The sequence below is a fragment of the Streptomyces sp. LX-29 genome (assembly GCF_029541745.1).
In the GTDB taxonomy this organism is placed as follows: domain Bacteria; phylum Actinomycetota; class Actinomycetes; order Streptomycetales; family Streptomycetaceae; genus Streptomyces.
On the sequence record NZ_CP089746.1, the window covers coordinates 6,902,580 to 6,924,342 of the forward strand.

The 21,763-nt window shown below is 72.4% G+C and carries 15 protein-coding genes and 1 pseudogene; 5 read left to right on the forward strand and 11 right to left on the reverse strand.

Annotation, left to right across the window (positions count from 1 at the left end; translation table 11 throughout):
• Positions 1 to 4 precede the first annotated feature (4 nt).
• The 10 genes from cas6e to LRS74_RS29110 all read right to left on the reverse strand — a co-directional run bounded on the left by cas6e (position 5) and on the right by LRS74_RS29110 (position 16,640).
• Complete coding sequence (gene cas6e / locus LRS74_RS29065; protein WP_277743768.1) at positions 5 to 721, reverse strand: type I-E CRISPR-associated protein Cas6/Cse3/CasE; 717 nt, start codon at positions 719 to 721, stop codon at positions 5 to 7.
• Positions 721 to 1,536 (reverse strand): type I-E CRISPR-associated protein Cas5/CasD, encoded by an 816-nt coding sequence (gene cas5e / locus LRS74_RS29070; RefSeq protein WP_277743769.1) that lies wholly within the window; start codon positions 1,534 to 1,536, stop codon positions 721 to 723. Before cas5e ends, cas6e begins: the two co-directional genes overlap by 1 nt.
• On the reverse strand, positions 1,533 to 2,747 hold the full coding sequence (gene cas7e / locus LRS74_RS29075) for a type I-E CRISPR-associated protein Cas7/Cse4/CasC (RefSeq protein WP_277743770.1): 1,215 nt from the start codon (positions 2,745 to 2,747) through the stop codon (positions 1,533 to 1,535). Before cas7e ends, cas5e begins: the two co-directional genes overlap by 4 nt.
• Before the next feature lie 58 nt (positions 2,748 to 2,805).
• Positions 2,806 to 3,531 (reverse strand): type I-E CRISPR-associated protein Cse2/CasB, encoded by a 726-nt coding sequence (casB, locus tag LRS74_RS29080; protein ID WP_347178169.1) that lies wholly within the window; start codon positions 3,529 to 3,531, stop codon positions 2,806 to 2,808.
• Positions 3,531 to 8,273: a type I-E CRISPR-associated protein Cse1/CasA gene (gene casA / locus LRS74_RS29085; RefSeq protein ID WP_277743772.1), complete on the reverse strand. Its 4,743-nt coding sequence runs from the start codon at positions 8,271 to 8,273 to the stop codon at positions 3,531 to 3,533. Before casA ends, casB begins: the two co-directional genes overlap by 1 nt.
• 236 nt (positions 8,274 to 8,509) lie before the next feature.
• Positions 8,510 to 9,634 (reverse strand): substrate-binding domain-containing protein, encoded by a 1,125-nt coding sequence (locus LRS74_RS29090; protein ID WP_277744983.1) that lies wholly within the window; start codon positions 9,632 to 9,634, stop codon positions 8,510 to 8,512.
• A 38-nt stretch (positions 9,635 to 9,672) separates the two neighbouring features.
• Positions 9,673 to 10,728 (reverse strand): ABC transporter permease, encoded by a 1,056-nt coding sequence (locus tag LRS74_RS29095; RefSeq protein ID WP_277743773.1) that lies wholly within the window; start codon positions 10,726 to 10,728, stop codon positions 9,673 to 9,675.
• Positions 10,725 to 12,293: a sugar ABC transporter ATP-binding protein gene (locus tag LRS74_RS29100; RefSeq protein ID WP_277744984.1), complete on the reverse strand. Its 1,569-nt coding sequence runs from the start codon at positions 12,291 to 12,293 to the stop codon at positions 10,725 to 10,727. The genes LRS74_RS29095 and LRS74_RS29100 overlap by 4 nt, the downstream gene beginning before the upstream one ends.
• A 97-nt stretch (positions 12,294 to 12,390) precedes the next feature.
• Positions 12,391 to 15,426: a SpoIIE family protein phosphatase gene (locus tag LRS74_RS29105; RefSeq protein WP_277743774.1), complete on the reverse strand. Its 3,036-nt coding sequence runs from the start codon at positions 15,424 to 15,426 to the stop codon at positions 12,391 to 12,393.
• A 242-nt stretch (positions 15,427 to 15,668) separates the two neighbouring features.
• Positions 15,669 to 16,640 carry a cyclase family protein gene (locus tag LRS74_RS29110; RefSeq protein WP_277743775.1) on the reverse strand — a complete coding sequence of 324 codons (972 nt, stop codon included), beginning with the start codon at positions 16,638 to 16,640 and terminating at the stop codon, positions 15,669 to 15,671.
• A 240-nt stretch (positions 16,641 to 16,880) separates the two neighbouring features.
• Here LRS74_RS29110 and LRS74_RS29115 point away from each other — a divergent pair, with 240 nt between their 5' ends.
• The 4 genes and pseudogenes from LRS74_RS29115 to LRS74_RS29130 all read left to right on the forward strand — a co-directional run bounded on the left by LRS74_RS29115 (position 16,881) and on the right by LRS74_RS29130 (position 19,203).
• Positions 16,881 to 17,078: a hypothetical protein gene (locus LRS74_RS29115; protein ID WP_277743776.1), complete on the forward strand. Its 198-nt coding sequence runs from the start codon at positions 16,881 to 16,883 to the stop codon at positions 17,076 to 17,078.
• An 85-nt stretch (positions 17,079 to 17,163) separates the two neighbouring features.
• A complete protein-coding gene (locus LRS74_RS29120) occupies positions 17,164 to 17,529 on the forward strand; it encodes a DUF488 family protein (protein WP_277743777.1) in 366 nt (121 codons plus the stop codon).
• A gap of 170 nt (positions 17,530 to 17,699) precedes the next feature.
• Positions 17,700 to 17,822 (forward strand): annotated as a pseudogene (locus LRS74_RS29125) (nitrilase-related carbon-nitrogen hydrolase); the annotation flags it as partial.
• A gap of 391 nt (positions 17,823 to 18,213) precedes the next feature.
• Positions 18,214 to 19,203 carry an alpha/beta hydrolase gene (locus LRS74_RS29130; RefSeq protein ID WP_277743778.1) on the forward strand — a complete coding sequence of 330 codons (990 nt, stop codon included), beginning with the start codon at positions 18,214 to 18,216 and terminating at the stop codon, positions 19,201 to 19,203.
• On the opposite strand, the gene LRS74_RS33690 is transcribed toward LRS74_RS29130, so the two are convergent.
• On the reverse strand, positions 19,154 to 20,059 hold the full coding sequence (locus tag LRS74_RS33690) for a TetR/AcrR family transcriptional regulator (RefSeq protein ID WP_347178170.1): 906 nt from the start codon (positions 20,057 to 20,059) through the stop codon (positions 19,154 to 19,156). The genes LRS74_RS29130 and LRS74_RS33690 overlap by 50 nt on opposite strands.
• A 94-nt stretch (positions 20,060 to 20,153) precedes the next feature.
• On the opposite strand from LRS74_RS33690, the gene LRS74_RS29140 reads away from it, so the two are divergent.
• Positions 20,154 to 21,749 carry an MFS transporter gene (locus LRS74_RS29140; protein ID WP_277743779.1) on the forward strand — a complete coding sequence of 532 codons (1,596 nt, stop codon included), beginning with the start codon at positions 20,154 to 20,156 and terminating at the stop codon, positions 21,747 to 21,749.
• Positions 21,750 to 21,763: the final 14 nt, after the last annotated feature.

Sequence of the window (21,763 nt, forward strand, 5' to 3'; positions counted from 1 at the left end):
CGCCTCACCGCACCGGGGCCAGGGTCATCAGGCCGCAGCCATACGCCCTCGCCTTGCCCAGGCCCTGGGTGAGGGTGCGGCGGAAGAGAGCGAGGTCGGCGATGCGTAGGCGGCCGTCGAAGGTGACCCTAGTGAGGCGGACGTCGTTTCGGGAGTGGGCGGCCGGGGGGCGGCGGAACTGGAGCGGGAGCTGGTCGCGCACGATCAGCTCGTGTTCGTCGCCGTACTCGGTCGACCGACGTTCCGGGGGTTTGCGTACCACCTCGAAGCCCGCCTTCTCCTGCTGCTGCAGCAACCACCGCAACTGGTGCCGGGGCGTCCGGTGCGCCACCCGCTTCGTGGGGGCGTCAGGCGCGGCATCCGGCCTACGGATGTGGTGCACCGGGTTGGCCGTGAGCCGGAAGCCCCAGGTGTCCCCTTCAGCGAGGGCGTTCAGGAAATCGCCGTAGGCGAAGGACGTCCAGCCCGGCGTGTCCAGAGTGGGCCAGCCCGCCTGCTCGACCAGATGGGTGAGATCGGGGCGGGTGGGGCTGACGATGAACAGGTCAGTCTCCGCCTGTCGGCCACGGTCGACGCGCCACAGTACCCGGGGTCCCTGGCTGTCCCTGGGCGGCAGGTCCGGGAATCCCATGTTCACGGCGCCGTGCATCAGATGGGGAGAACCGAGCAGTCGGCGGGCACCCGAACGGCCGGTGTTGATGCGGAATCGGGTCAGGAACATCAGGTCGACCTCGGGGGAGAATCTGCTGCCGGGGAAGTGGGCTTCGCGGACGTCCCGGATTCGGGAGGCGGGCCGGCGGTCTGTGCCGCGACCGCGAGTACCTCGGTCGGGTCGTGGGGTGGCATGGACGCAGACTCCGGAGTGGGTACGGCGGTCTGCCCCCCGCGGACCCCGCGCAGCCCGTACCGGCGGTGACGTGGATCGAAGCTCAACGGGGTGTCGCGCAACGAGAAGTCGGGAGTGCTGGACGGGGGGCAGTCGATCAGGAGGTCCAGCGTCTCCGTTCCGCCTGTCCCGCCCTCCCGTTCCGCCTCCCGCTTCAGCCGCCGCACGTACCAGCCGGACGCCTGCCACGGGGCCCCGCGCAGGGCCTCCTCCAACGAGGTGTCCTGCGGCGGCCCCATGGCGATCTGCCGCGACGGTGGGCAGGAGCGCCGGCCCAGATAGGGGAGGAAGTGGGGTTCGAGCAGGGCGTCGTGCAGCAACTGGAGCAGCGGTCGATCACCTTCCACCCCCGCGACGAACACCGCGTCCGCGAGGTAGAAGCGCTCCGACAGCGGCATGGCCTTGCCCGAATCGGCGTGGTGTGCCGTCTGGAAGTCCCGCAGCCGCGAACCAGGCTGGTCGATGCGCACGCCGAACCGCAGTGCCACCAGGTCCGAGAGGTCCGCCTCCCGCGTACGGCCCAGCGCGGCGGCGAGCAGGCCGATCACGCCACTCTTCGTCGGAGCGTTCTCGGTGCTCCGGCGGGTGAAGCGGGCGGCGGATCCCCAGGACTGGAGCGGCCCGGCGAGCCGCAGCAACAGGGCGCTCATGCGCCGGGCTCCAGCCGTGCCGCTACGGCGGCCTCCACGTCCTTCACCAGACCCGCCAGTGTCACCTCGACACCGAGCTCGGCCAGCGCCCTGGTCTCCTCGCCGACACGGAAGACCCAGGTCTGTTCACCGTCGGACACCCCGTACTGCTGCTCCAGGCTTGTGGCGTGCTCTGCGAGCTTCTTGCAGGCGCCTCTCAGGAATCCGCCCTCGTCCTCCTTGCGTACCGGCTCCTCGAAGGCGCCGACGAAGCTGACCGGTCGTCGGGTGCGGAGCTTGACGACCACCGCGGCCGGTAGCGTGTGGTTTCCGAAAGTGTTGATCTTGCCCGTCGGGAGTGAGGTGATGAAGCCCTCCAGAAACGCGCCTACCGCCTTCTGAGTCGGTGTCGACGGCGACTCGTCATTCCTCAACCCCACCCCGAGATTGCCGTGGAGTTCGTTCACGTCCACGGCCGCATAGCGGTAGAGCGTCGCGGAGTTGAAATCGATGGAACCGATCATCCCCGCGCCGGTCTCGTCGTCGGAATTCCGGTCGTCAACGGCCGTGAAGTAGTCGGACTCGATCTCGGAGACATGCACACCGATCGCGTGCGCGACCTGCGTGGCCGCCTCGACATTCAGGTCCGCGGAGTCGGCGACCATTCGACCGAAGAGCGCGATGTCCACCGAGTGCCGGGTGTCGACGGCCTGCCGGGCCTTCGCCTTGTTCTCCTTGTCCTTCCAGTACTTCTGGAGAGACGCTACGGAACCGCCGGCGCTGCCCTCCACGGTAAGAGCGGCCAGTGCATCTAGCTGACGCCTGCTCAGGAACATCAGATATGCGGACTCTGGCGTGACTTTGTCCTCGTTGCCACCGTCGTCCTGAGCGGTCTTCGTCTTCCGTTTGGGCGCCTCGATCTTGCTGCCGGTCGCCGTCTTCATGGTCTCGACCGCCAGCTCGATCGCGCTGGCAGGTGCCAGCGACGGATCCAGGGCGACGATGCGCTCGGCCAGCGCCTCGGCGACCCTCTTCGTCCGCACCCCCAATTCGGACGAGGGCAGTAGTTCCTCGAACGCCTTCCGGGTGGCGCGCTTCCACGCCTGACTGGAGACCCGCGCCCGCCGCACGCCGCCGTACAGCGCCGATTTGGGAGTGCCCGTGTCGTCCCGGTTCAGATTGCTCGGCGGGACGGTCTGCAAGATGTGGATGTCGAGGATGGTTCGCGTCACCGGGTTTCCGTTTCCTTTTCCTTGTCGTGCCGAAGCGGGGAGAGGAGTGAAGGCGGCGTCAGGATGGGGTGGGGCGCTTCTCGGCATAGGCCAGATGGAACTCTCGGCCCCATTCGCGGCGGACCGCGGACCGTTCGTTCTCGTTCTGCCATCTGACGAGCTGGTCGGCGAGACGTCCGTAATCCAGTGGAATCCGCGCCGTGCGCAGCAGAAGCACCATTTCCCGCAGCCGGGTGCCCAGCGACTCGAGCGACGTCGCCGTGCCGATCCGCACGAAGCGCTTGCGGAGCGTCTCGCTCAGCTCGTCCTCCAGGCGGGCTTCGGAGTTTCCCGAGTCGGCGGCTGGAGCGGTGAGACGTCGGACGGCGCGGCCCAGGGGCCACCCGGATTCGTACATATCGGCGTCCCGGGTGGACTGCTGGTGCAGGGCCCAGAGGGTTACCGCGAGATGGACGGCCTGCTCCTCGGCCCGCAGCTGTCGCTCGGCCGGGGGGAAGGGTGCCGCCTTCCCTTCCTGCTCCGCCTCGGCGGCCTGCTGGTCCCTGAGGTGGATGAGGTCGTCCAGGCCGTCGTCGATGCCCCAGGTGGTGGGGGAGTCGTGAGCGAGCCGTCCCACGCTACGGCGCAGTTGGGCCACGGTCGCGACAGCGGCCGCAGTGTCCCTGCGGTATCCGCCTTGAAGTCGCTTGAGGCAACGGGCGGTGGCGCGTCCGGCAAGGGGCTGGGGATGGTGACCGCCGGTCGTTCGGTCGGCTCCCTTGGAGGATGGTGTGCTGGTGGTCATCAGGCGACCTCCGGTCCGTTGTCGTCGTCGGTGGCCGAGCCCTCCGGCCGTGGGGCGGCTGCCGAGGGAAGTACCTGGTTCAGGCGCCGACGGAACCAGAGCTCGGCGCGGGCGTCGTCGACCCAGCGTTTGCCGATGCCGGGGACGTCGGCGATGCGCCCTTCGGACGCGGTCGGCCCGGCCGAGTCGAGCAGGCTCCGGCTGAGCCAGAGCACCCGGCGGCGGACGACGGCCTGCCAGGCCCGGCGCGCCGCCTGAGGGTCGGAATGTGTGGCCAGTTCGGCCAACCACCTCCGGTACGGACCGTCGAGCTCCCCGTATCCGAGATCGCGGGCGGCGCCCGTGGCGGGGGCCGGGTCGGAACCTGCGGCCCGGGCCAGGTTCCCGGCGAGGTGGCCGAGGGCGGCCACGGCCTGCTCGGCGTCGTTCACGGCGTCGACGGCTGTGTCGCCGTAGAGGACGTGCTCCTGGTGCAGCAGCACCATGGGAAAGACCACGGCGTCGTCCACGATCTCGTCCACGACGGACTGCTGGGTGCCGTACGCGGCGCCGACGATCCGCACGCGGATCAGCGAACGCGGGTCGAGCTCCCCCTCCGTGGTGAGCATCGAGAACCACCTGACGATCCCGGACGGAAGGGTGTGGGGTGCCTCCCGGCCGGCTGGGTCGTCGGTCGCGGCACGGCGCGCGGGCAGGAGGGAGGCCAGCCCGCGCCAGGCGGCCCGGCTCGGGTCGTGCTGCCGCGGCAGATAGACCAACCGGCGGCCCTGTTTCTTCTCCTGGGCGGGGCTGCGCCGCCACCCCGACATGGGCTCCAGCTTCCACGGGGCGTGCGCGGTGAGCGGGTCCCCGTAGCCGAGGACGACACCGGTCACCGCTCCGCCCTGGGCGTGCAGGCGGACGCGCCGGGACTGCCAGGTGTAGAGGTCGCGCAGCCCGGTCGGCCGGCGGGCGCCCGGCGCGTCCTCGGACGGCCCCGGCCCGAAGGGAGGACGTCGCCAGGCAGGCAGGTCCGCACCATCGACCGACGCCCTGCCGGCGGCCGCGTCCACGATGCCCTCGTCGAGAGCGACAAGGTTCAGCAGCAGCGTCTCGCGCAGGTTGGCTCCCTCGGCGAAGACCCCGCCCAGATTGCCGGCGGACCCCACACCGAGCGGGTAGACCTTCCCTGCCTTCGCGCGGTCGTCACCCGCCATCCCCGACTTGATGCCGGAGGGGTCGTAGGCGTGCGTGTGCACCAGCCAACGGGCCGCCTCCGCATACGACAGCCGGTCCACACCCGGGCGGCGCATGGCGAAGAACGGGTCGCCGTTCGGGACGTCGGCGACGATGCGGTTGAGCGAGGCTACCTCGTCCTTCTCCGTACGCAGGTCCGCCACCTGGAAGAACGGCTGTTTCGCGTGCAGCAGGTCGAAGTGGTCGCGGTGGGTGTCGAGATAGTCGGCTACGGGGGCGAACGGATCGACCGACAGCCACAGTTCGCTCCACTCCTCCACGTCCGTGGGACCGTCGAGCGCGTCGTACAGGATCGCCAGCAGCAGCCGCAGTAGAGCGAATTCCTGGGTGGGGAGATCCCCCACCAGCCGCCGTAGATCACGGGCCTGGGCGAAGACCTCGCGCAGTGAGAGCTCCTCCGTGCGGCCGTCGAGCCGCTGAACCGGCAGCCAGGGCGAGGAGACGAGATCGAAGGAAGGCGGTGGAGGAGGGGGCGGAGGCGGCAACGGACTCACTTCCTCCGTAGGGGGTGACTCGACAACATGAGGAGTTCCGGAGGGGGTGGGGCTAATCGCCGTCCGCTCACGTTCCTCGTCTCCCTCTCTTGTCGACGCCGACGATGCCGGCGGGGTCGCGGGCGCGCCGGCGGACGACACACGCAGTCCGTCGGCGCTGCTGTACCTGAGAACGAAGCCTGACAGACGGGTCTGACAATCCTCGTCAAGGACGAGCAGTAACTCGCCTGCCAGCCAAGGGCATTCCTTGACCTGCCAGGCCGGCACCATGAAGCGCTCCAGCTCGGCGATGGTCCGGTCGATCACCCAGGGCTTGGCGAACTGCCACGGAAGGGTGATCGCACTCGCGGCGACGGCTTCGGCGGCGCGTCGCTCCGGTGGAAAGTCCCTGGAGAGCTCCAGCCCGCCCCGTCCGCCGTCGAGCCACGGCACGGTGGTCAACCGACCGTCCCGCAGCCGCCGCACGACCAGGACCTCCAAGCCCTCGTCGCCGTCCCGCACCTGGGCGCGCCCGGCCCGACTGTCGTCCACGTCCCCGGCCCCGGCCCCCAGCCACCCGTACACTGGCCGTCCCGCGCGGCGTACTGGTCCCAGGAGGAACGCCTCGGCTCTCTCCTGCTTCTCGGCGAGGAACCTCATATGGTCGTCGTGGGCGGTGCGCATCGCGCCGGCCCAGTTCTCCGGTCCGACGTCGCCGTCCCCGTAGGCCGCCTGCACCAGCGGGCTGATGTGGTCGGGGAGCACCAGCGAGAGCCCGTCCAGATGCGGGCCCAGCACGGCGAGCGCCCGCAGGAGCGGAAAAGATCGATAGACGGCGAGGGATCCACGCACGGGATGCGGCGGCTCCCCCTCCGCCTGCCAGTCCTCCACGCCGGTCACCAGGCAGCGGGCGCGCGACAGCCGTTCGGGCCGTTGACGCGGATGCCGATGGAGCCGACCCATCCGCTGGAGGAGCAGATCGACGGGCGCCAGGTCGGTGACGAGGAGGTCGAAATCGATATCGAGCGACTGTTCGACCACCTGGCTGGCCACCACCACGTGCGGCCCGGCCGGTCGGACTCCGTGCCGGCCGAAGCTCTCCCGTAGCCGGGCGTCGTTGGCCGCGCGATCGGCGGCCAGGAACCGGGAGTGGGCGACGGTCACGGCGCCGTCCCCGAACCGCTCCCGCAGCACGTCGGCCGCTTCCAGCACCCGGTCGACGGTGTTGCGTACGACCAACGCACAGCCGCCGTCGGCCAGCTCCGACTCCAACCGGTCCGCGAGCAGGGCGAGGTCATCGCCCAGACGCTCCAGGGCGATCTCCGTGCGTCGACCGGAGGCGGCCGCCGGGCGTGCGGTACGCGCAGGTGCACTGGGCGCCACGGCCGTGATCAGTGGATAGGTGTCATCCGGTATGTCGTCCGTCAGGGCTTCCGGCTCCGAGCGGCCCGAGTAGGCGGCGGCCAGCGCGCGCCTCCGGTCCGCCGGAAGGGTCGCGGAGAGCAGCACCACCGGTACGCGGTATGCGGCGAGCCACTCCAGTACCCGGTCCAGGTATCGGTTCATATAGGCGTCGTATGCGTGGACCTCGTCGATGATGACCACCTTGCCCGCCACGGCCAGGTGCCGCAGTGCCAGATGGCGGCTCTTGAGCCCGGCGAACAGCACCTGGTCGATCGTCCCCACCGCGAACGAGGCGAGCAGCGTCTTCTTTCGGCCGCGCAGCCACTGGTGGGCGTGCAGCCCGGAGGGCTGCGGCCGCAGAGTCTGCGCCCCACTCACCCTTTCCGGGAACTCCGGCTCCACGGCGGCGATGGTGCGGCGACTCGATTGCAGCATGCCCGCCCATAGGTCGTTGAGCGCGGACTTGGCGTGCGCCAGCGCGACGGACCGCGGGCCGTCGTGGGGCAGATGCTCCAGCCAGCCGAGGAGGCGAGGGAACATCGCATCGCTCGTCGCCCGGGTGGGCAGCGCGACCAGGCAGCCGCCGGCCCCCGTTCTGGCGGCCAGGACCTCCGCCGCGGCGAACGCGGCCTCGGTCTTGCCTTCCCCCATGGGCGCCTCGATCATCAGCAGCCCGGCGGTCGGCATGGACCGAGCCATACGTACGGCCTCGGCCTGAACCGGTCTGATCTCCGCGCCCTCGGGCAGGTCGAAACGCTCCGCGAACAGTGCCTCGGCCGACTGCTCGGGCTGCTGGGGCGCCCAGGGTCCCGGCAGGTCCAGCCCCTGCCACGCCGCCCGTAACCGCCGTGCCTCGCCGACCGGCCCGGCGGGCTGCCAGGAGTCCGGGTCGTACGGGAACAGCTCGGGAGCGCTGGCGACCCAGTCCGACAGGATGACGATCGCCGTGAGCAGCACCTGCACCGTCTGCGGCAGCCGCACCGCCCCCCAGGCCGACAACCGCTCACTCACGCCCGCGAGTTCGGCGCAGCCATCCATCAACTCGTACTGGACGTTGCGCCAGAGCTCCTCGCTCGGTCCCGGGTGTCGCAACAGCCTCGGTCGAAGCTGGAGGTCATGGATCTGCTGATGCTCCGGCGGTGTGCCGTGGTGCCCACCCGCCACCACCGCGAACTGCCCGGACGCCCGGGCGCTCATCCCGTGCCGCTCCGCGAGCCACTCCTGAAGGAGGAGTTGACCCGCGAGTCCGTGCGGCGCCAGCCGTCGATCCTGGCCGTACTCTGTGGCGGAGAGCATGTCGAGGCCGGCGGCGCGCATGTGGTCGGCCAGCGCGGGCACCTGGCAGGAGAATGCCGGGCTGGCCTTGCCGGCGTCATGAATGCCGGCGAGGAAGACCACGAGCCGTCGTGCGTCGTCGTCGCCCTCCGGAAGCGCCCCGGCTATGTGTGCCTTGACGCTCCCGGGTACCCAGTCGTCCCACAGCTTCCCGGCCACGGCCGCGCTGTCGGCCATGTGCCGCCACAGAGGCAGCCAGTCGCCGCTTGCGCGATCGCTCTTCGCCCAGGCCGTCCGGGCGGCCTGGGGCAAGTGAGCAAAGGAGGGCTCGCCTGTGGGAGGTCCTGCATGCATGGAGTTATCAGACATGCCTGCGCCCTCCCTGGGCGCTGTATGCCGAAAGAGGAGAGGAAGGGGAGGGTGAGGTGATAAGTGGGGCGTACGCCCGGTGTCGGGGCATGAACCGGCACCGGCTGTGCCCGTCAGGCGCTGAGACCCCGTGTTGTTCGTACCAGCATCAGGATCATGATCACCACGCTGCCGCACGCGCATGGTGCCCAGGTGGCCGATCCGAGCCGTTCGGGTGCCCCTCACACCCCCCAGATCCCCCGGTACGCCTCCCGGTAGCCCGGGGGGTCCCAGGTCGAGAGGCCGCGGCTGTTGGCGGCGGTGGAGACGTGGACCGGGGCTACGTAGTCGCTGGCGGGGCGGTCGGAGAAGGCGCGGTTGAACTCGTCGACGATCTGCCAGCCCTGGGCGGAGAGGGGCTCGGGGACGGTGGCGGTCTGGAACTGGCCGCTGTTGATGCGCTGGAAGGCGGAGGGGTCGCCGTCGCCGGCGCCGATGTTGTAGGGGGGATCGGCGCCCTTCTTGCGGGCGGCGCGGAAGGCCGGGGCGGCGTCGGCGAAGTAGACGTCGTTGATGGCGACGGAGTGGCTCCAGGTGTCGGGGAAGCGGGACAGCAGCGACGAGACCTCCTGCGGGGTGCGGGTGCTGGAGTCGGAGAGCGGGATGTTCTCCTCCGTGAGGAGCCGCACGCTGGAGCAGGTGGCGAGCTCGTCCTTGATCAGGTCGGACTTGTAGCGGGCGAACGGGATCGAGGCGTCCGTGAACACCACCACGCCGGCGTGGCCGTGGGAGTTCGCGATGATCCAGTCGGCGCTGATCCTGGCGACGTCCTCGACCCGGGTGGTGATGTTGCTGAACAGCTCGGGGTCCTCGCTCGGGCCGGGGGAGTCGACCGCGTGCCAGCCGACGAGCGGGATGTCGGCCTCGTTGGCCCGGGCGACCTGCTGAGCAGTCAGCTTGGGGTCGAAGCCGCCGATGACGATGCCGTCGGGGCGGAGGGCGATGGCCTGGCCGAAGGCGGCCTGGATGCCGGCGGGGGTGCCCTGGCCGTCGATCACCCTGACGTTCCAGCCGATGGCCTTGGCGGCCTCCCGGACGCCCTGGGCGGCGCCCGCGACGCCGGGGTTGGTCATGGACTGGGCGACGAAGACGAGGTCCTTGTCGGGGACCGCGCGGGGGCCGGTGCGCGGTCCGCTCCACTCGGGGTCGGACTTCTCGGCCTGCCGCACGGCGGCCCCGGCCCTGGCGAGGGTCTCGGGGCAGCCGGGCGTGTCCGGAGCGGTGGGGGAGGAGGCGGCCCCCGTCGACGAGCCGCGTTCGCAGCCGACGAGGATGGCGCCGGGCACGAGGGTCAGGGCCGCCGCCATCGCCAGCGCGGCGGTGCGTCTCGCGGGCGCCGGGCGTTTCACGGGGTGGCTCCCGGGGTGGCCCCGGGTACGTCGCGCAAGGCCGGGCGCGGCTCCGCTCTCCGGAGCCGCAGCTGGCGGCGCGCGGCGTAGCCCGCCAGGCCCACGGCGATGAGCAGGGTGGTGCCGTTGAACAGCGGGGTGACCCAGAACTGGGCGCCGAGCTGGCCGATGCCGGCGAGGCCGATGGCCAGGATGGTGACGGCGACGAGCGTGCCCAGGGCGTTGGCGCGGCCCGGCCGGATGGCGGTGGAGCCGAGGAGGGCTCCGACGAAGGCGGGCAGCAGGTAGTCGATGCCGACGCTGGGGTTGCCGATCCGCTGCTGCGCGGCGAGCAGCACCCCCGCGATGCCGACCACCAGGCCGGAGCCGACGAAGGCGTAGACGATGTAGCGGCGGGACGGGATGCCGACCAGGTCGGCGGTGCGGGAGCTGGAGCCGATGACGTACAGGTAGCGGCCCAGTGGGAGGCGCTCCAGGACCAGCCACAGCACCGCGGTGAGGGCGAGTACGTAGAAGGCGGAGACCGGAAGGCCGAGGAAGCGGGAGTCGTACAGGTCGGTGAAGCCGGTCGGCAGGCCGTCCGGGCCCGGCACGATCCGGGCCCCGCCGGTGATCCAGCCGGTGAAGGCGTACATGATGCTGCCGGTGCCCAGGGTGGCGATGAAGGAGTCGATCCGCGCGAACTCCACCACGACGCCGTTGAAGGCGCCGACGACCCCCCCGCCGATGATCACCACCAGGCAGGCCAGCGGCCAGGGCCACTCCCCGTCGACGATCAGCCACATCGTCAGGACGTGCGCCAGGCCCAGGCCGTAGCCGATGGACAGGTCGAACTTGCCGGTGACGATGGGGATCATCGCGCCGAGCGCCAGCATGGCGGTGATCGACTGGTTGGACAGGATGGCGGAGATGTTGTCCAGCGTCGGGAAGGTGTCCGGCAGCGCGAGGGAGAAGGCCGCGAAGGCCAGGACGGTCAGGACCAGCAGGCCGTAGGCGCCGACGAGATGGCCGAAGCGTCGGCTCGGCGGGGTGCGGGGCGGGCTGGTCGTCATGCCTGCGTCCAGGTGAGGGGCGGCATGGCCGAGGCGGTGCGGGCGAGCTCGGTGACCGTGAGGGCCTCGTCGCTCAGCTCCGCGGTCACCGTTCCGCGGACGAAGACCAGGGCCCGGTGACATACCTGAGCGACCTCCTCGAAGTCGGTGGAGATGAGCAGCACGGCGAGCCCCTCGGTCAGCGCGTTGTGGAGCAGCCGGTAGATCGCGGCCTTGGCACCGACGTCGACGCCGGCGGTCGGCTCCTCGAGGATCAGCAGCCGTCGGCTCATCCGCAGCCACCGGCCGATCATGATCTTCTGCTGGTTTCCCCCGGAGAGCGTGGCGATCGGCACCTCGCTGTCGCGTGGTCGCACCGAGAACCGGTCGATCAGGGCGGTGGCCTCGGCGCGCTCGCGCCGGGGGCTGATCCAGCGGGCCGCGGGCCGCCCGCCCGCCCGCAGGTTGGCCAGCAGGTTCTCTCGCACCGTCAGCTCGGGGGCACAGCCCTCCTCCTGACGGTTGCTGGTCACGAAGCCGACGCCGGCGTCGACGGCGTCGACCACGCGGCCCGGCCGGTACGGGCGGCCGTCGAGCAGGGCGTGTCCGTCGAGGAGGGGCTGGGAGCCGGCCAGCGCGCGGCCCAGCTCCATGTGCCCGGCGCCGGTGAGGCCGACCATGCCGAGGATCTCCCCGGCGCGCAGCTCCAGGTCGACCGGCCCGGCGCTCTCGGTCCGCGCGCCCTCCACGCTCAGTACGACGGGGCGGGACGAGGGCTCCGGCATGGTGCTGGCGTAGGCGCTCATGGCGTGCGCGGGCAGCAACCCGTGCGGTTCGTGGCCCACGATGTCGTACACCAGTTGGGTGAATCCGTAGCCGGCGAGCGGGCCCTGGCTGATCAGGCGGCCGTCGCGCAGCACCGCGAAGGAGTCGGCCACCTTGTACACCTCGTCCAGCCGGTGGGTGACGAAGACGACGGCGTGCCCCTCGTCGCGCAGGGTGTGCAGCACCTCGAAGAGCCGGGCGCAGTCCGCGGCCGGCAGGCTGGCGGTGGGCTCGTCCAGGACGATGACGTCGGCCTGGGCGGACAGCGCGCGGGCGATGGCCACCAGGGAGCGTTCGGCGCGGGTGAGGGTGGCGACGGGGGTGTCCGGGTCCAGGTGCGCGGCGACGGTGGCCAGGGCCGCGGTGCCCTGGGCGCGGATGTCGCGCCAGGACAGCAGCCCCGCGCGGCGCGGGTAGCCGGCCCCCAGGGCGATGTTCTCGCCGACGCTCATCCAGTCCACCAGCCCCAGGTCCTGATGGATGAAGGACATCCGGCGGGAGGCCGCCTCGCTGCCGAGCGGGTGGCCGGCGACGGTCACCTCGCCCTCGTCCGCGTGGTGCACGCCCGCCAGCACCTTGATGAGGGTCGACTTTCCGGCGCCGTTGGGGCCGAGCAGGGCGAGCACGCTGCCGGGGCGGATGTCGAGGTCCACCGTGTCCAGCGCGAGTGTGCCGCCGAACCGCTTGCTGAGACCGTGTATGCGGACGAGGGGCGCGGGGCCGTGGCCGGGGGGAGCGGGGGCGTCGGGAGCGTCATGCACGGACTTCACGGACTTCTCCGGGGGTCGGCCTCTTGGTCCTCCCCCGCACCTCCGCCATGCTAAGGCCCCTTTCCGCTTCGACGCCGGATGGGCGATCTCAGATCGCGGGTATGTCGTCGAACCGTGGTCCGGCGAACGCGGGGATTCCGCCGGGCACGTCCAGGGAGCACTCGGCCCAGATCACCTTGCCGGCGGCGGTGTAGCGGGTGCCCCACGCCTGGGCGAGCTGGGCGACGAGGAACAGCCCACGGCCGCCCTCGTCGGTCGTCGCGGCGTGGCGCAGATGCGGGGCGGTGCTGCTGCCGTCGGAGACCTCGCAGGTCAGCGTGCGGTCGTAGAGCAGGCGCACGCCGATGGGGCCGCTGCCGTAGCGGATGGCGTTGGTGACGAGCTCGCTGAGCAGCAGTTCGGTGGCGAAGGTGAGCTCATCCAGCCCCCATTCGGTCAGTCGGCGGGTGACGGCGGCGCGGATCTCGGAGACGAGCGCCGGGTCGGCGGGCAGCTCCCAGGTGGCGATCCGGAGCGGGTCGAGGACGTGGGTACGGGCGACGAGGAGGGCGATGTCGTCGGTGGGGTGTTCGGGCACCACCGACTGGAGGACGGCCTGGCAGGTGTCCTCGGGCGGGCGGCTGGGGTGGGCCAGCACCTGCCGCAGCTGGTCGAAGGCGGTGTCGAAGTCGCGTCGGCGGTCCTCGATGAGCCCGTCCGTGTAGAGGACCAGCTGGCTGCCCTCGGGGAGGTGGAACTCGGCGGTCTCGAACGGCAGACCGCCCAGGCCCAGCGGCGGACCGGCGGGCAGGTCGGGGAAGGTGACGGTGCCGTCGGGGCCGACCAGGGCCGGCGGCGGGTGGCCGGCCCGCGCCATGGTGCACTGCTGCGAGGTGGGGTCGTAGATGGCGTACAGACAGGTCGCGCCGATGATGCCGGTGCTGGTCGGGTCCTCCTCCACACCGCTCTCGTCCCGGTCCAGACGGCCCACCAGGTTGTCGAGGTGGGTCAGGACCTCGTCCGGGGGCAGATCCAGCTCGGCGAAGTTGTGCGCGGCGGTGCGCAGCCGGCCCATGGTGGCGGCGGCGTGCAACCCGTGGCCGACGACGTCGCCGACGACGAGGGCGACGCGGGTGCTGGAGAGGGGGATGACGTCGAACCAGTCGCCGCCGACCCCGGACTCGGCCGGCATGTAGCGGTGGGCTATCTCGACGGCGTTCTGTTCGGGGAAGCCGTGCGGCAGCAGGCTGCGCTGCAGGGCGAGCACCATGCTGTGCTCGCGGGTGTAACGGCGGGCGTTGTCCACGCAGATGGCGGCGCGGGTCGCCAGCTCCTGCGCCAGGGCGCGGTCGTCGTCCCCGTACGGGGAGGGATCCCGGGACCGGTAGAAGCCGGCCACGCCGAGGACGATGCCGCGAGCGAGGAGGGGGACGGTGATGAGGGAGTGGACGTTGTGCGCCAGCAGGCGCTGGGCGTGCGCGGGGTCCTGGAGCAGCCAGCCCGTCGCGGCCCGCAGATCGGGTTCGAGTACGGGCTGTCCGCTGGTCAGACAGCGGATGTGGGGCGTGCTGGGGCGCAGGTCCACCCGCCCGCCGGCCGGGTAGAAGGGGCAGTCGTCACGGATGCCGTGGACGACGGTGCGGTAGAGGTCGACGCGCGGGTCGGTCGGCTCCTCGCCGCGCAGCACCGCCTCGGGGAGATCGATGGTGACGAAGTCGGCCAGGCGGGGGACGGCCATCTCGGCGAGCTCCCGGGTCGTGCGGGTCACGTCCAGGGTGGTGCCGATCCGGGTGCTGGCCTCGGACAGCAGCTCCAGGCGGCGCCGGGCCGCCACGGCGTACTGCCCCACCCCCGGCTCGCCCACCAGCACCAGTCCGCTGGTCGCGCCGTCGCCGGCGCCCTCGCGGTCGGCCGCCCCCTCGCGGTGGGTGAGGTCCGGACCGTAGGCGACGCCTTCGCCGTCCCGCGGGGCCGGGGGCGCCGCCCCACCGACGGCCCGGCCCGGCTCCGGACCGCCCGGAGTCGGCCCTCGGGGCGGCGGGGCGGCGGTGACGGTCTCGGCGGAAGGAGGCACGGGCGTGGCGGCGACGACGGCGGCACCGATGGCGGTGGCCCGGCTCGCCGGCCTGTCCGGAAGCCCGCCGGGCAGGGTGGGCCAGGGGGAGGGGGCGAGCTGTGCCGGGGCGTGCGGCGGGCCGGGAGCGGCCTTGGGCTGGACGACGGTCAGGCATTGCTGCCGGGACGGCAGAAGTGCCTCGATGACGAGGCCCTCGACTCCGGAGGCGCTGCGCACCGGCCGGCTCAGCAGGGTGATCCGGCGGCCGCCGGGCAGTGGCACCTCGACGGCGGCGCGCTGCGCCGAGGCGATCAGATCTGCCGCCTTCTCCTTGAGGATCATCTGATCGCGCCAGTCCAGTCCGCTGTCGGCGAGATCGGCCGGCAGACCGTTGCTCGCGGCCTCGCCGAGGAACACCTGGCTCCGGGCGTCGAGGTACGCCTGCAACAGGGCCCGCTCGCGCGCCGAACTCTGCTCCAGCAGCCGCCGTTCGATGGCGCCGGCGGCTCTGCGGATCACGGTGTCCAGCCCCGGGTCGATGTCGGCGTACGGATAGCCGAAGCACAGCACGCCCTCGATCCGCCCGCTGAGCAGGTCCCGCACCGGAATCGCCGAGCAGGCGTTCGACTGGGAGCGCTCGGCGAAGTGCTCGGCGCCGTAGACGTTGACCAACTGCCGCTCCGCGAGAGCCAGGCCGATGCCGTTGGTGCCGCCGAACTCCTCGGCGAACACGAACCCGGGGACGCTCTGGATCGGGGCCAGATGTCTGACCAGGGACGGTTCGCCGAACCGGCGTTGCAGCACGGCCCCACGCCCGTCGGCGAGGGACACGTTCATGCTCCTGCCGTTGAACAGGGACTGCAGCCGTGCCATGACGGGCCCGGCCGCGCGCACCAGCCTTCCGTCGAGGTCCAGGTCGGCGCGGAAGGGCAGCTCGCATCCCTCCGGGGTGAGCCCCAGGGACACGGAGCGCTGCCACGAGCTGATGATGGGGTTGCGCACGGCCCCCTCGACCTGGTCGAGCGCCTCACCCCGAAGGAACAGGTCGCGGGCGCGCACGGGACCGAGCTCAGCTGCCACGAGCCCCATCCCCTTCACATCCCGCCACCGGCGTACGACACCATGGCCCCTCGTCCAGCGGAGAAGCCGCACCGTTCGTCCAAGTTTATAACTTTGATGACATGGCGGCATGAGTCGGTCAGAGCCGCGCGTGACCATCGGGTCGGTGACGTACGGTGACGAATGGGGCCCGAACGGGGTGCGAACGGGGACGCGCGGTGACGGGCCGGTGTGGGCCCGCGGGGGTACCGGACCGGTCCGTGGCCACGTCGTCACAGCATCGCGACCGGATTGACGGGTGAGCCGGTGCCGCCGGGGATGTTCAGCGGGGCCACACAGAGCAGGAACTCATAGCGCTCCGCGGCCGCGCAGGCGGCCGACACCCCCTCCAGGTCGAGGTTGTCCAGCAGGGGTACGCCCATCGCGACGACCGCGAGCGCGTGCACCGGCGAGTGCACCCCGTCGACGGGCGAGGGGCGCACGTCGCTGTCGCCGTCGCCGCCGAGCAGGGCGATGCCTCGCTCGGCCAGCAGCGGTACGGCGTCCACGTGGAAGCCCGCGCTCGCCGTGTCGGGGTCCCAGGGGCCCAGCTCCGTCCGGCGGCGTAGCTGGCCGGAGCGCAGCAGCACCGCGTCGCCCCCGCCGATCCGCACCCCGAGGGCGTTCTCCGCCGCGACGATGTCCGCCGCGCGCACGGCCCGGCCCGGCTCCAGCCAGGCGCAGCCGAGAACGGCGGGCAGGTCGAGCAGCACGCCCCGGGTGACCAGCGGCCCGAGGGCCGCGACGGAGCCGAAGCGGGCGCCGCCGGCACCGACCAGTTCGCCCGCCGCGCCGCCCTCGTAGAGCCGCCCCCGGTACGCGACGTGCGCCAGGGCGTCCAGATGGGTGACCCCCTTGCCGTGGTAGTCGGCGCCGATGAAGTCCTTGTGGGTGGCGGGCTCGGGCGGCTCCACGTCGCCGAGGTCGGCCATGTAGTGCAGGGCGGGCCTGCGGTTGTCCGGCCCGGCCACGGTGTCCCACGGGCGGGCCATCGGGACCACGGTCCCCGACCGGACCAGGTCGGCGGCGCGTCGTACGTGCTCCGGGGTCACCCGGTTCCAGGCGCCCCGGTCGGCGGGGTCCCAGCGCCCCCAGGTGCGGACGGACGCGAAGAGCTCGTCGAACTCCTCGCGGGAGACGGCCGGGCCGTTCGGGAGGTCGGCGGGCGGGGGAGCCGGGCTCCCGACGGGGTCGTTGCTGCTCATGGGCTGCTCAGCGCTCCAGGGGTGGGGGCCGGTGGGCCGCCGCGGTCCGGGCGGCGCCTCATCTCCAGACGTACCCGCTCGGCGGCCCACGGGCAGACCCCTACTTGAGGCTTCTGCGCTGCTCTTCGGCCCCGACCTGCGGTGATGTCCGCGAAAGCCTCCCAGCGAAGGTGAATGAAACAATTCATGGGGGGCCGCGAGAGGCGGCCTGGACGCATGGCGTGCCGGGGAGGCGAGGACATGAAGTTCCTGCTCGAAGTCGAGATCGACGATGCGGCGGCGGAGGGGGAGGCGGCCAGCGAGCTGGGCCGGATCCTGCGGTACTGGGGCGGGAACCTGCACCACTACGCGTTGCGGCCCGGCGACGGTTCCGCCGTCTACGACTCGGCCTACCGCGAGGTGGGCCGGTGGAGCGTGGTCGCGGCCGCCGGTTCCTGACCGTCCGTTGGCGCCGCCCCCGCCGGCTTCGTACCGTCGAGGCACGGCGGGAGGTGCCGTGGGCGGCGCCGGTGAGGAGGAGCGCGTGCGGTCCGATACGGGATTCCGGGTGCGGCGCGTCTACGATCCGCCGGAGCCGGACGACGGGACGCGGGTGCTGGTCGACCGGCTCTGGCCGCGTGGGCTGTCCAAGGAGCGGGCCGCGGTGGACGAGTGGCCGAAGGAGCTCACCCCGTCCGGGGAGTTGCGCGGCTGGTACCACCGCAACCGCGAGGCGCACGCGGAGTTCGCCGACCGGTACCGGGCCGAACTGGCCGAACCGGAGCCCGAGGCGGCGGCGCGGCACCTGCGCGAGCTGGCCCGCACCGCCACGGTCACCCTCCTCACGGCGGTGAAGGACGTGGACTCCGGCCACGTGCCGGTGCTCCTCGACCACCTGCGCGCCGGGTGACGGTCGAAGACGGCGGGGAGCGCGCGGGGAGCGCGGGCGGCGCTCGGAGGCGGCGGGGTGACGGTCGGACGCGGCGGGGTGCGGCGGGTGACGGTCGTTGGTGGCGGGCAGCGGCGGGCGGCGCTCGGAGGTGGCGGCGAGCGCTCGGACGCGGCGGGGTGCGGCGGGTGACGGTCGTAGGTGGCGGGGCCCGCGCCCGCGCCGTGGAGAACCAGGCGTACGTCCTCGCCTGCGGCACCGCCGGCCCCCACGGCGGCGTTCCGCAGGCCGGGCACAGCATCGTCGTCGACCCCGGTCGGAGGTGGTGGCGAGACGCGGGTGACGCTCGGACGCGGCGGGGTGCGGCGGTGACGGTCGGAGGCGGCGGCGAGCGCGGGGAGCGCGGGCAGCGCTCGAAGGCGGCGGCGAGCGGCGGGTGACGGTCGTAGGTGGCGGGCAGCGGCGGGCGGCGTTCGGACGCGGCGGGGAGCGCGGGCGGCGCTCGGACGCGGCGAGGTGCGGCGGGTGACGGTTGGAGGCGGCCGGGTGCGGCGGGGCCCGGGACTGGCTCGCCGCCGGCGTCCCGCTGTCAGCGGGCCCGGCGCCCCCGGCCGAAAGGACGGTGGTTTAGCGTCCGTTGGGCCGGGAACCGATCCGGTCGCCTTCCCTTCGGCACGGCCCACCCCACGACACGTTGGAGGACGCGTGACCGCCGCGATCAAGCACGGCTTCGTCGAGGTCAACGGAAACACCCTGCACGTGGCCGAGCAGGGCGAGGGGCCGCTGGTCCTGCTGCTGCACGGCTTCCCCGAGAGCTGGTACTCCTGGCGCCACCAGTTCGGCCCCCTGGCGGCGGCCGGTTATCGGGTGGTGGCGCCCGATCAGCGTGGGTACGCGCGCAGCGAGCAGCCCGAGGACGTGGGCGCCTACACCCTCCCGCACCTGGTCGGTGACGTGATCGGGCTGATCCACGCGCTCGGCGAGGAGCGGGCGGTCGTCGTCGGGCACGACTGGGGCGCGCCGGTCGCCTGGACGACGGCGCTGTTCCGTCCGGACGTCGTGCGCGCCGTCGTCGGGCTCAGCGTCCCGCCGACACCGCCCGCCGCGATGAGCCCGCCGTCGGTCACCCGGGAGGTCTACGGCGAGGGCTTCTACCAGGTCTACTTCCAGCGGCCGGGGGTGGCGGACGCGGAGTTGGCACGGGATCTGCCGGCCACGTTCCGCCGCGTCCTGGCCAGCGGATCGGGCGACCGGCCGGGCGCCGCCGCGCCGCGGCCGTGGGTCATCCCCGACGGCGCCACCCTCATGGACACGATCCCGGAGCCGGAGCGGCTGCCCGGCTGGCTCACCGCGGCGGACATCGACGCCTTCGTGAGCGACTACGCCCGGCACGGCGACCGGGCCTTCACCGGCCCCCTCAACTGGTATCGGAACCTCCAGCGCAACAGCGAGCTGCTGACCGCCTTCCAGGGTCGGAGCATCGACGTGCCCGCGCTCTACGTGGTCGGGGACCGCGACATGGTGACCTCGCTGCGCGGCATGGACAGGCTGCTGCCCTCGCTGGGCGACCTCATGCCGCGGCTGCACCGCACCCTGACGCTCCCCGGCTGCGGCCACTGGACCCAGCAGGAGCGGCCGGACGAGGTCAACACGGCGCTGTTGCGGTTCCTCGATCGGCTGCCGGACCTGGACTGACGGACGCAGCGGCGCCACCGGTGGGAAGCGGCCCGGCGGCCGGAGGCGGCCCGGCCGGGCGGAGATCGTCGGCCGGAAGCGGCGCGTCGGCCGCGAGCCCTGCGCCGGCCGGCGGCGCGGGATCGGCCGCGGGGATCGGTGTGTCGACCGGGGGCGCGGGGTCGGCGGCCAGGAGCGGCACCTCGGCCGGCGGCGCGGGGTCGGCCGCCGGAGGCGGGCGGAAGGGGAGGCCGGGGGAGCCGGGGGCGGGCGCCGCGGGCGGCCGGGCGGAGGCCACCAGTTCGGCGGCCCGCTCGGCCGGGACGCCCGCGGACAGCAGCACCGTCTCCACCGAGGCGGGTCCGGCCTGTGCCGCGCTCAACACACCGCCGTTGACCGCCTCCATCAGGCCGAAGAGCACCTGTTCGTGGACGTAGGCGAGGGCCGCGGCCGGGAGCGGCGAGGTGAACGCGCCCTCCCGCATGCCGCGTCGCAGCAGGTCCGTGCACTCCTTGCGGGCCGGGGCGAGGCTGGCGCGGATGCCCTCGACCGTGACGCTGCGCTGGGCGAGGGAGACCAGCAGGCGGTAGGGCTCGACGATCTCCCATACGGCGAGGGTGGCCCGAGCGAGCGCCGCGGCCGGGTCGGACACCCCCGCGCGGCCCGCCGCGTGCGCGGCGGCGACGGCCTCGCCGACCCCGTCCACGATCTCCGCGATCAGCGCGTCGCGATTGGGGAAGTGCCCGTACACCGTGCGGCGCACCACGCCGGCGGCGCGGGCGATCTGGTCCATCGAGGCGTCCGGGTCGCGCACCAGCTCGGTGAGCGCGACCTCCAGGATGCGGCGGCGGTTGGCGTCGGCTCTTCCGGAACTCACGAAGCCATTTTGCACAGCGCTGCGCAATCCCGTAAATTGCACACTGCCGTGCAATTACACAGTCGTGTGCAATCTCCTGAGAGGGTGCGACGCAATGCCGCTGTGGGTGAACAAGCCGGTCGACGAGGCGACGGGGCCGTACCCCCGGCGCTGGTGGGCGCTGGCCGTCCTGTGTCTCAGCCTTCTGGTCGCGGTCATGGCGAACACCGCCCTGACCGTCGCCGCCCCCGACATGACCACCGACCTGGGCCTGTCCAGCTCCGACCTCCAGTGGGTGATCGACGGCTACACCGTCCCGTACGCCGCGCTGATGCTGCTGTTCGGGGCGATCGGCGACAAGTACAGCCGCCGCGGCGCGCTCGTCCTCGGGCTGCTCGTCTTCGGCGGCGGCTCGATAGCCGGCTCGCTGGTCGACAGCGCCGAGGGCGTCATCGCGGCCCGCGCGGTCATGGGGGTCGGCGCCGCGATGATCATGCCCGCGACCCTCTCCCTGCTCACCGCGACCTTCCCGCGCGAGGAGCGGGCCAAGGCGATCATCATGTGGAACGGAACGGCGGGCATCGCCATCGCCGCCGGGCCACTGATCGCGGGGGTGCTGCTTCAGGACAACGGCTGGGCCTCGACCTTCCTGATCAACATCCCGGTCGTGCTGCTCACCATCGTCGGCGCCTTCCTGCTCATCCCGCCGTCCAAGGCCGTGGACCGCGACCGCGTCGACTACGTCGGCGGACTGCTCTCGGTGCTGTGGATCGGCGCCCTCGTCTACATGATCATTCAGGGCCCGCACTTCGGCTGGGACGCGAAGGCGATCACCGCCGCCGTCGTCGCGGGCGTCGGCTGCGCGCTGTTCGTCCTGTGGGAGCTGCGCCACCCGCGCCCCGTGCTGGACGTGCGGAAGTTCGGCCGGCGGCGGTTCGCCGGGGCCAATCTGGCGGTCGCCCTCTTCTTCGTCGCGGTCTTCGGCGCCTTCTACTTCCTCACCCAGCACCTCCAGTTCGTGCTGGGCTACACCCCCCTGGAGACCGGCGTCCGGATGCTGCCGCTGGCCGGCGCGGTCTTCGTCGGCTCCGCGCTCACCGGCGTGCTCACCCCGCGCCTGGGCATGAAGGTCACCGTCATGGCGGGCATGCTGGGCGGCACCGTGGCGATGCTCCTGCTGGCGCGGGTGGACGCGGGGTCGACCTACGGGGATCTGGCCCTCCCGCTGGCGATCCTCGGCCTGGCCATCGGACTGTCCGTGTCACCCTGCACCGACGTGATCATGGGTTCCTTCCCCGAGTCCGAACTGGGCGTCGGCGGCGCGGTCAACGACACCTCGCTGGAGCTGGGCGGCTCGCTCGGCATCGCCATCCTCGGCTCGGTGCTGGCCGACTCCTACTCCTCCCACCTGGAGGACGCGGTCGCCCCGGGCCTTCCGCCCGCGGCGCTGAGCGCCGCTCAGGACTCGGTCGGCGCGGGCCTGGTGGTCGCCCAGAAGGTCGGCGAGCAGGCCGGCCCGGAGCAGGGCCGGGCCATGCTCGACGCCGTGCACGGCGCCTTCTCCGACGCCGTCGCGCACACCAGCCTGGTCGGGGCGGTGATCCTGGCCGTCGGCACCGTGGTGGTGGCGATCCTCCTGCCGCGCCGCACGCCGGTCTCCCCGACGGAGCGGCCCGCCCCGGAGCGGGATCTGGCGCATACGGACCGATGACCTTGGTCGGCGGT